Source organism: Pseudomonas viridiflava (assembly GCF_001642795.1).
In the GTDB taxonomy this organism is placed as follows: Bacteria; Pseudomonadota; Gammaproteobacteria; order Pseudomonadales; family Pseudomonadaceae; genus Aquipseudomonas; species Aquipseudomonas viridiflava.
This window is the reverse complement of the sequence record NZ_LKEH01000013.1, coordinates 1-10,005: the sequence shown is the minus strand read 5'-3', so window position 1 is coordinate 10,005 and position 10,005 is coordinate 1. Positions and strand designations below refer to the sequence as shown.

Annotated in this window: 10 protein-coding genes; 4 read left to right on the top strand and 6 right to left on the bottom strand. The window is 58.4% G+C overall.

Annotation, left to right across the window (positions count from 1 at the left end):
* Positions 1-183 precede the first annotated feature (183 nt).
* The gene (locus tag AO065_RS00150; protein ID WP_004883959.1) at positions 184-1,182 is read right to left on the bottom strand and encodes an alpha/beta fold hydrolase; all 999 of its coding nucleotides are present in this window, start codon (positions 1,180-1,182) and stop codon (positions 184-186) included.
* A 243-nt stretch (positions 1,183-1,425) separates the two neighbouring features.
* Here AO065_RS00150 and AO065_RS00145 point away from each other — a divergent pair, with 243 nt between their 5' ends.
* Positions 1,426-2,355 (top strand): LysR substrate-binding domain-containing protein, encoded by a 930-nt coding sequence (locus AO065_RS00145; protein ID WP_004883962.1) that lies wholly within the window; start codon positions 1,426-1,428, stop codon positions 2,353-2,355.
* Here the strand turns inward: AO065_RS00145 and pstB are convergent, their stop codons facing one another.
* The 4 genes from pstB to pstS form a co-directional block, all read right to left on the bottom strand.
* Positions 2,356-3,135 carry a phosphate ABC transporter ATP-binding protein PstB gene (pstB, locus tag AO065_RS00140; protein ID WP_004883964.1) on the bottom strand — a complete coding sequence of 260 codons (780 nt, stop codon included), beginning with the start codon at positions 3,133-3,135 and terminating at the stop codon, positions 2,356-2,358.
* On the bottom strand, positions 3,135-4,019 hold the full coding sequence (gene pstA / locus AO065_RS00135) for a phosphate ABC transporter permease PstA (protein WP_004883967.1): 885 nt from the start codon (positions 4,017-4,019) through the stop codon (positions 3,135-3,137). Before pstA ends, pstB begins: the two co-directional genes overlap by 1 nt.
* Entirely contained in the window at positions 4,016-5,011 is a 996-nt protein-coding gene (pstC, locus tag AO065_RS00130) for a phosphate ABC transporter permease subunit PstC (protein ID WP_004883968.1), read from the bottom strand. The genes pstA and pstC overlap by 4 nt, the downstream gene beginning before the upstream one ends.
* 78 nt (positions 5,012-5,089) lie before the next feature.
* A complete protein-coding gene (gene pstS, locus AO065_RS00125) occupies positions 5,090-6,112 on the bottom strand; it encodes a phosphate ABC transporter substrate-binding protein PstS (RefSeq protein ID WP_004883969.1) in 1,023 nt (340 codons plus the stop codon).
* A gap of 527 nt (positions 6,113-6,639) precedes the next feature.
* Between pstS and AO065_RS00120 the strand changes: the two genes are divergently transcribed.
* Positions 6,640-6,936: a hypothetical protein gene (locus AO065_RS00120; protein ID WP_004883970.1), complete on the top strand. Its 297-nt coding sequence runs from the start codon at positions 6,640-6,642 to the stop codon at positions 6,934-6,936.
* A gap of 122 nt (positions 6,937-7,058) precedes the next feature.
* Entirely contained in the window at positions 7,059-7,361 is a 303-nt protein-coding gene (locus AO065_RS00115; protein WP_004883973.1) for a hypothetical protein, read from the top strand.
* Between the two features lie 88 nt (positions 7,362-7,449).
* Here AO065_RS00115 and AO065_RS00110 read toward each other — a convergent pair whose 3' ends face one another.
* Complete coding sequence (locus tag AO065_RS00110; protein ID WP_050562183.1) at positions 7,450-9,150, bottom strand: VRR-NUC domain-containing protein; 1,701 nt, start codon at positions 9,148-9,150, stop codon at positions 7,450-7,452.
* Positions 9,151-9,320: 170 nt separating this feature from the next.
* Between AO065_RS00110 and AO065_RS00105 the strand changes: the two genes are divergently transcribed.
* Complete coding sequence (locus AO065_RS00105) at positions 9,321-9,818, top strand: nucleoside 2-deoxyribosyltransferase (protein ID WP_004883978.1); 498 nt, start codon at positions 9,321-9,323, stop codon at positions 9,816-9,818.
* Positions 9,819-10,005: the final 187 nt, after the last annotated feature.

The window sequence follows — 10,005 nt, the reverse complement described above, 5'->3', positions numbered from 1 at the left end:
CCGGAACCGGAGCAAAAGGCTTTGCTTACTTTGGCCTCTCAAAGTAAGTCGCCGAGGGGCGAAAAGGTGACGTGAGGCATGCGCTCGGCTCACTGAGTCCGCAGTCTGTGCCACTTGGGACGCAGAGCGTCACGGGATGCGTGCCGACACGAAGTGTCGGCACGATCACAGGTCAACAAATGACTACTGAAGCGCCTCGACCAGCGCCTTGTTGAACGCAACCGGTTCTTCCATCTGCGGGGCATGGCCCATGCCTTTGAACTCCACCAGCTTGGCACCCGGAATCATCTCGGTGACCTGCTTGCCCAACACCTTGTACTCACCGATTTTGGCCTTCACGTCCGGCGGCGCGATGTCGCTGCCGATAGCAGTAGTATCTGCGTCACCAATCATCAACACAGTCGGCACCTGCAGTTTCGGGAACTCGTAGAACACCGGCTGAGTGAAAATCATGTCGTAGATCAGCGCCGAGTTCCAGGCAACGGCTTTCTGACCGGGTCCTTTGTTCAGCCCTGCCAGCATGTCGACCCACTTGTCGTACTCAGGCTTCCAGCGCCCGTCGTAATAGGTCTTCTGCTCGTAGGCACGAATGCCTTCGGCGGTGGTTTTCAGTTCCCGCTCATACCATTGATCCACCGTGCGGTAAGGCACGCCGAGTGCTTTCCAGTCTTCCAGACCAATCGGGTTGACCATGACCAGTTTCTCGGCCTGCTTCGGGTACATCAGCGCGTAACGCGTGGCCAGCATGCCGCCGGTCGAGTGACCCACGACCGACACCTTGTCGATGCCGAGCTTTTCCAGCAGCGCATGGGTGTTCATCGACAGCTGCTGAAAGCTGTACTGGTAATAGCCAGGCTTGGTCGAGGTGCAGAAACCGATCTGATCGGGAGCGATCACCCGATAACCTGCGCTGGTCAAACCCTTGATAGTGTCTTCCCAAGTGGCGGCACAGAAATTCTTGCCGTGCATCAGGACAGCAGTGCGGCCGTTGGCCTTGCCGGTGGGCGCGACATCCATATAACCCATCTCCAGCGCCTGGCCCTGAGACTGGAAGTCGAACTTCTTGAGTGGGTGGGGATAGGTGAAGCCTTCCAATTGCTGACCATAACTGGGCGTTTCAGCCAGCGCCGCACAAGGCAACGCCATCGAAATCAACAGACCGGCAATCTTTGCAGCCCGCATAGGGGGCACCTCCTTCAGGTGTGGGTCGGGAATGCCGGAAACGCTTGGCACAACGCGTTCCGGACCCGCAAGTAGACCCCAGAACCCACAACAGATTCGCCCTTTTCCTACCTGCAGAAACGTAAGAAGACGTTTCTGCGTTGCAAGGCAAAAGGCTGGACGCCCACTGCGGCGGTTCCCTAGACTGGCGCATGCTCTTGCAGGCGCCATCCGGATGAACATGTCTGATGCCAAGGAACCCAAATGAATCGCAATGAACTGCGCAAGGCCGATATCAACCTGATGGTGGTCTTCGAGACCCTGATGCAGGAGCGCAATGTGACTCGCGCGGCGGAAAAACTGTTCCTCGGCCAGCCGACCATCAGCGCGGCGCTCAACCGTCTGCGCGGCCTGCTCAACGACCCGCTGTTCATCCGCGTCGGCCATCGCATGGAGCCGACCGCCCGTGCCCATGAAATCCTCAAACATCTGACGCCTGCGCTGGATGCCATGTCCACAGCACTGAGTCTGACCACGGACTTCGATCCCTCGGTGAGCAAGATGACCTTTCGCATCGGCCTGTCCGACGATGTCGAATTCGGCCTGTTCCCCGCCATGCTCAAGGCGATCCGCAAGGAAGCGCCGGGGGTGGTGATCGTGGTCAAGCATGTCGACTACCTGAATATCTCCGAAGTCCTGATGTCGGGCGACATCACGGTCGGCGTGTGCCTGACCCGCGAGCTGCCCGCCAACGCCAAACGCAAGACGCTACGCAACGTTCAGCCACGTCTGGTGAGGGCCGACAAGCCGTCAGGCCCGATGTCGATGGATGAGTACTGTTCGCGGCCGCATGTGGTGGTGTCGCACGTCGCCAGCGTCAGCAGCTTCGCTGATGAGTGGCTGACCGCGCTGGGCCGCAAGCGTCAGGTGGTGTTGTCGGTGCCGCAGTTCACCACCCTGCCCGCACTGATGGCTGGCACCGATCTGATTTCGGGGCTGTCCGATTATGCGGCGAGTGCCATGAGCGCATTGGGATTGGTGTACGACGAGCCGCTGCCCTTCCCCACGCCGGGGCTGGACCTGTCGATGACGTGGCTGAGTGTGATGGACAACGACCCTGCCGAACGCTGGTTGCGCGGCAGGATCGAGGCATTCATGGGCGAGCGCCGGGAGGCACCCGCCCTGGCCGGCTGATCAGCCGAAACGACCGGTGATGTAGTCTTCGGTCTGGGTCTTGGAAGGCTTGGTGAAGATGGTGTCGGTGTCGCCGTGCTCAATCAGCTCACCCATGAACATGAACGCGGTGTAGTCCGAGCAACGTGCAGCCTGCTGCATGTTGTGGGTCACGATGATCACGGTGAACTGCTCTTTCAGCTCGGTGATCAACTGCTCGATACGACCGGTGGAGATCGGGTCAAGCGCAGACGTCGGTTCATCCAGCAGCAGCACCTGAGGGCGCAGCGCAATGGTACGTGCGATACACAGGCGCTGTTGCTGACCACCGGACAGACCGGTAGCGCTCTGTTTGAGCTTGTCCTTCACTTCATCCCAGAGCGCTGCACCACGCAGCGCCTGCTCGACGCGATCTTCCATTTCACGACGCGACAGTTTTTCATGGTGCTTGATGGCGTAGGCGATGTTGTCGTAGATCGACATCGGAAACGGCACCGGCTTCTGGAACACCATGCCGACATGGCTGCGCAGGCGGTTCATCGAGTAGCCCGGCGCCAGGATGTTTTCGCCATTGAGCAGCACTTCGCCGCGCGCTTCCTGTTTTGGGTACATCGCGTAAATACGGTTGAACACACGCAGCAGGGTCGATTTACCGCAACCCGACGGGCCGATGATCGCAGTGATGCGCTTCTCGGGAATGGTCATGTCGATGGACTTCAGCGACTTCTGGTTGTTGTAGAAAAACTCCAGACCGCGCACTTGAATCTTGGTCTTTTCGTTGGCCAGGGAAAGGTTGTTCATCAGGACGCCCTATTGCGCAGAAGAATTAAGCGAGAAAGCAGACTCAGTATCAGTACGAACAGCGTCATGACCAATGCACCGGCCCATGCCAGGGAGTGCCAGTCGTCGAACGGGCTCATTGCGTACTGGAACACCACCACCGGAACACTGGCGATTGGCTTGAGCAGATCGCTGCTCCAGAACTGGTTGCCGAATGCGGTGAACAGCAGCGGCGCGGTTTCGCCAGTGATACGTGCCAGTGCCAGCAATACGCCGGTCACGACACCTGCCTTGGCGGCGCGCAGAACGATCTGCAGGGTCAGTTTCCATTGAGGTACACCCAGCGCCAGCGCGGCTTCGCGCATGGTCGAGGGTTGCAGTTGCATCATTTCGTCGGTGGTACGCACCACCACTGGAATCACCAGCAGCGCCAGCGCCAGTGCACCGGCAATCGCCGAGAAGCCGACCTGATGGCCCGTTACTGCGTTGAGCGGCAGAACGACGACCGTGTACACGAACAGGCCCAGCACGATGGACGGTGCCGACAACAGGATGTCGTTGATGAAGCGCACCGCGTTGCCCAGTTTGGTGTAGCGCGCGAACTCGGCCAGCCAGATACCGGCCATCAGGCCGATCGGCGTACCGATGAGCAGGCCGATGCCGGACATCAGCACGCTGCCGTAGAAGGCGTTGGCCAGACCGCCTTCAGTGCCTGGCGGAGGCGTCATGCCAGTAAACAGTTGCAGGTTCAGGGCGTCGATGCCCTTGATGATGGTGGTCAGCAGAATCCAGACCAGCCACAACAGACCGAACGCCGTGGCACCACAGCTGAGCACCATGGCGATCTTGTTCTTGATATTGCGAACACGGTAAATGCGCTCGCTGCCTGCCAGGTCCTTACTCATAACCCCTCCTTACGCGACAGACGCGACAACATCAGACGTGCAAGGGCCAGCACGATGAAGGTGACCACAAACAACAGGAAGCCCAGAGCGATCAGCGCGGAACGGTGAATGTCGGTGTACGCCTCGTTGAATTCGTTGGCGATGACCGAAGCGATGGAACTGCTTGGCATCATCAGCGACGCCGAGAACTGGTGAGCGTTGCCCAGTACGAAGGTCACCGCCATGGTTTCACCCAGCGCGCGACCCAGGCCGAGGAACACACCGCCGACCACCGCAGAACGGGTGTAAGGCAGCACGATGTCCCAGACTACTTCCCAGGTCGTGCCGCCCAGCGCATAGGCCGACTCTTTGAGCGCGACAGGTACGGTGCGGAATACTTCCTGCATCACCGAGGTGATGAACGGGGTGATCATGATTGCCAGCACGATACCGGCCGTCAGCATGCCGATACCCAGAGGCGGGCCCTGGAACATCGGGCCGATCACCGGCAGCGCGCCCAGGTTTTCGGTGATCCAGGGTGACATGTGTTCAGCCATGAACGGCCCGAACACGAACAGCCCCCACATGCCGTAGATGATCGACGGAATGCCCGCCAACAGCTCGATGGCCGAGGCAATGGGCATCCGAAGCCACGGCGGCGCTACTTCGGTCAGGAAAATCGCAATGCCGAAACTCACCGGAACGGCGATCAGCAAAGCCAGAAAAGAGGTCACCAGGGTGCCGTAGATCGGAACCAGCGCGCCGAACTTGCCGGCGTTCACGTCCCATTCGGTACTGGTCAGAAAGCCAAACCCGAACGTCTGGAATGCCAGACTGCCACCCCAGAGGGTCGACAGGGCAATACAACCCAGCAAAGCAAGCACCAGCATCGCGGCGGCCTGCAATGAACGCTTGAACCACAGGTCGTGGCGATGATCCCGCTTGGCGCGCTTCTCGCCTTCGGTCTCGACAGCTTTGACGGCAGCGGACAGGTATTGGGTGTTTTCAGTCATGTTGAGTCCACTCGCAAGGAAAAGCCCCCGTCATCGGACCGATATCGCGGTCGATGACAGGGGTCGTACACGCTTGAATCACTTACTTGTGAATTCAGCTTTCCAGTAGTTTTCTACGCGATCGACCAGCGATTTCGGCAAGGCGACGTAATCCAGCTCTGCAGCCTGCTTCTGACCGTTTTCGAGAGACCACTTGAAGAAGTCGAAAGCCGCCTTGCTCTTCTCTGCGTTCTTGGCTTCCTTGTACATGATGATCCAGGTGGTGGCAGTGATCGGCCATGCCTCTTCGCCCGGCGCGTTGGTCATGATCAGACCGAAGTCCTTGGCGTTCGCCCAGTCAGCGGTGTCGGCAGCAGCAGCGAACGACTTGGCGGTCGGCGCAATGAACTTGCCGGCAGCGTTTTTCAGCTGGGTGTAGGACAGCTTGTTGGTTACAGCGTAGGAGTATTCAACGTAGCCGATCGAACCTTTGATCTGCTTCACGTAAGCCGAGACACCTTCGTTACCCTTGCCGCCCACGCCTGCTGGCCACTGCACGGTCGAACCGAACTTCAGCTTCTCGTTCCACTCAGAGCTGGCTTTGCTCAGGTAGTTGGTGAAGTTGTAAGTGGTGCCCGAGCCGTCCGAACGGTGAACGACAGTGATTGCGGTGTCAGGCAGTGTCACGCCCGGGTTCAGCGCAACGATGGCTGGGTCGTTCCACTTCTTGACCGTGCCCATGAAGATCTTGGCCAGGGTTTCGCCGTCAAGTTTCAGCTTGCCGCTTTCGATGCCTTCAACGTTGATGATCGGCACGATACCGCCGATGACGCTTGGGAACTGACCCAGGCCGGCAGCCTGCAGGTCTTCAGCGGACATAGGGGCGTCGGAAGCGCCGAAGTCAACGGTAGCAGCCTTGATCTGGGCAATACCGCCACCCGAACCGATCGACTGGTAGTTGATGCGGTTGTCGGCAGTTTTGCTGTAGTCCTGGGACCATTTGGAAATGACCGGGAAGACGAAACTCGAACCAGCGCCGGTAACATCAGTCGCATGGGCTACACCGCTCAGGCACAGCGAAGCGATCAGAAGCGACAAGCGTTTTTTAGTCAGCAGAATCACGGTAATACCTCAGTCCAGGAGATTGTGTGGTGGCCCACTTGAAGAGGCCCGAGGCGGATTTAAACGCTCAAATGTTTCTGTTTAATGACAATCCGTCGAACCACGTCGGATGAAGGCGCTTTTTATGGCCAATTTCCTACACGCGTTTTTTCCCGAGAATTCATCGGACCCAATGTTTTCGGGGCTCAAAGGGTCTGTTTCAACGGCTAGCCATGTGCCAGCCACCTCTAAATAGCTAAAAGCCATCACCGTTATAAAAGTGTAAAAAAATGTGCCTTTTTAGACCCTCAGGTTTTCCGGGCAGCAAATGCTTATAACCAGATCGCCTGAAAAACTGCGTCATCCACATCCTGATTACTGCTCCTTCCCCGCTCTTTGGAGGGCGATTGAAAAGCAACGTTATAGGGGTGGTATTAAATTCAGGCACGATCATTGTGCTACCGTTCGTCGGAATCGCTGGCACCTATGGCAAGTGGCCAATGACCAACGTGGGTATGTTAAAAATCTTAAAAAACGGAGTAAGCCTCATGATCAAGACCAAATTCGCTGCCCTGACTCTCGCTGGCCTGATGGCCGTTGCATCGGGCGCAGCCTTTGCTGAGACCTCGCCAACGCCTGCCAGCCCGGTCAACGACAACGCGACCAAGCTGCCGGGCACCAATTCGGCACCGGCCGATCGCAACTCGTCCAACACGAAGGGCACGCAGCAAGGTGAGCAGACCAACAAGTCGATGAACAATGGCTCTGGCACCATGACGCACGACAAGAATACCCACGGCACCCACGACAAGAGCGGCGTGACCGAGAAGCCGAAGGTCAACTGATCTGTGTGACGACGGTGGCGGGTCACTCCTGCCACTGGTCGGCCTTTGGGCACCTGCGTCGCCGATCATCACTCAATGCCTTTGGCAACAACACGAAGGACACTGACAGGAGGTTTACGAACATGAAACTTAAGACAGTTGGCGCATGGACACTTGCCGCAATCATGGGCAGCGTCAGTGCATTGGCCATGGCGGGCTCGACAGGGCCGACCAATCCGGACAGCAGCGGCCCGAAAGTACCGGGTACCGGGATGGAAAAGAATACTGACGGCACAACTCCAGGTACCCAAGGCACCAGCCCCGGAACCAAGGGCATGGACCCTCAGCCAGGCAACAACAGCGGCATGGACAAAAAGAATGATGCTGGCAAGGCTGGCATGGACACCGATGGTGACGATAAGGATGACGACGACAGCGCGCCGTGAGGCTGATCTGGATCGCGAAACTGTAAATGCAGCATAGCGCGGCGGCCTGCTTTAGCGCATTCAAGGACCGCCTCGCCCTTCCCTTCCGTCAGACCTGAATACAATCCGCCTGCGAAACGCCCTTCCCTTCTTCTGTCGCAACCTCGCAGTCCATCGTCCACTTCACATAGCAGACATGCACCGGCATTCCGTGCTCGGCACAAAAATCCAGCCAGCGCAGCTGGTTGTCCTGCAAGCGATCCCCAGGCCCTTTCACTTCGATCATCCGGTAGCCGCGCTGCTCGGGGAAAAACTGGATAAGATCCGGCATTCCTGTGCGATTGGCTTTGATGTCCTGCAGCAAACGACGAAACCAATGGCGCAAATGCTCGGCAGGCAGACAATCCAGCGCCTGATCCAGCAGGGCTGGCGTCAGCGAGCCCCAGAATACGAACGGCGATTGCAGGCCATGTTTGCCGAGGAAGTTCTCAAGGATGGTGGCGCGATACGCATCGGACTCGAGCTGGGCCAGGCAGGCATCGAACAGGTGCGCACGGCGCTGGTAGAAATCCGGGCTGTAGAGGTCGCTCGGGGCGCTGTGGAACGGATGGAAGAATGCGCCCGGCAAGGGTGAGAAAATCGCCGACCAGCACAACAGCCCGAACAGGGAATTGATCAGCGTATTCTCGACGTAGTGCACCTCGCCGCCTTCTTGCTGCAAGTGCTCGCGGATCAAGTATTCGACGCTGCAGCCAGGCAGCGGCGTGACGTGCACGTCCATGCGCTCGACCACCCTTGCCGCCCGACGACGTTCGGCTGCCAGGCCAAGCTTGCGCTGCAGGCGCGGCAACACACGCGCCAGATGCTGGACCTCAGCATCGTTCTCCGGAGCCAGTCGGGCCTGTTGCAGCAGCTCCATGGCCTCGGCGTATTGTTCGTGACGCTCCAGCACCCGAATCTGTCGCGAGCGGGCGCCGGGATAACTGGACTGCCGATAGACCGACAGCGCCAGCGGCCAATCCTGCAACCGCTCGGCCTGTTGACCGATGCGAAACAGCAGCTTGGCGCGGCGCATCTGCAGCCAGGGACTGCGACAGTGAATGGCAATGGCCTGCTCAGCCAGATCATGCAGGACAAGACTGGTTTCCAGCGCTTCGCGGCAGGCATGCAGTTGCAGGCACACATCAATGTCTTCCCGCGCCGTGATTGCCCGGGAATCGACAGAAAACTCGACCTTCTCGTAGCGATAGATACCCAGATCGGCGAGTACGAACTCCGACCACTCCTGATAAAGATTGCCGAAGTACAGCAGCCGCAGACGGTCGCACAGTGGCATGACCTTTAGCGAAAAAACCATGTCCTGCAATGAACCATGCCACTGATCAAGAGGTTGCGGCTCCGTGTAGATCGGTTGCAGTCGTTCGAACCACAGCTCCTTGCGTTCGGAACCCTTCACACCGTGCGCCTTGAAGCACTGGCTCAACTCGTCCTTGCGCAGCAACTGGAACAGCTCATCCAGACCCAGCGCAGGCCGGTCGTCCACCCAGCCCAGTTCCAGCAGCGGGCCCACGTTTTCGACAGGGTCACCTATTTCGTCGTAGCTCAGCTTGCTCGCCCGGAACAGGGCGCCCTTGCGCATGACCATTCTCACCAGCAAACCCTGCGTCGCCACCGGCAGCCCGGCAAACGCCTCGATGAACTGGCGCTCCGACTCGTCGAGCAGGTCGTCGTAACGCTGCGCGATCCAGTCCAGCACCTGGCGAAAGTTTTCCAGGTAATAAAACGGATTATCGAGAGGTGAGGTATTCAAGGCCAACGGTCACAGGTTCGATGAACAGACCGGGCAAGGATACTGGCTATCCGTACAGATAACAGCCCAAAAAGCCACTCTCTACCCGCAGGCCGATCAATGGCGCTCTTCATCCCGCTTGCGACCCGCCGTAGAATCAATGCGATTTGTCCACTAGCGGAGCGACGACAATGCAGGCACCTCTGGTTTACCTCGCAGGTTTCGACGTTTTTCGTCCAGACGCCATCGAGCATGGGCGTTACCTGAAAGCGCTGTGTACCGCACATGGTCTGGAAGGATTGTTTCCATTCGACAACGAAGTGCCTCCCGGCTTGTCGCCTCATGAAACCGCGCAACAGATCTATGCGATGAATGTGGCGATGATTCAGCGCTGCACTGCCGTGCTCGCCAACCTGAATGTGTTTCGAGGTCTGGAGCCGGATTCAGGTACGGCGTTCGAAGTGGGAATGGCGGTGGCGCTCGACAAACCGGTGTGGGCGTATTTCGAGCCTGTGGATTCGCTGCGGGATCTGGTGCCGCATGATGATCACGGATTCGACGACAACGGCTTTTCAGTGGAAGACTTCGCCCTGCCCCGCAACCTCATGCTCGCCTGCAGCTGGGCCGGGACCAGCTCTACAGTGGAGCTTGGGGCTGAAGCGCTGGCGTTGTATTTGAGCAAGCGGTGAAGGCAACGATCATGGCCTCTCGGATAATGATCGTGCCCATCGCTCTGCGCTAATCGTTCTACACAAATCATCTGGCTATCCGGAGAGACAGCGGCACTGATGCGCTTTTGTAGCGAGATCGCATGAACACCGCAGAACGCGACGTGGGTGAAGGCTGAGTCCTGGCGCTGATTCGGGGGGCAATCGG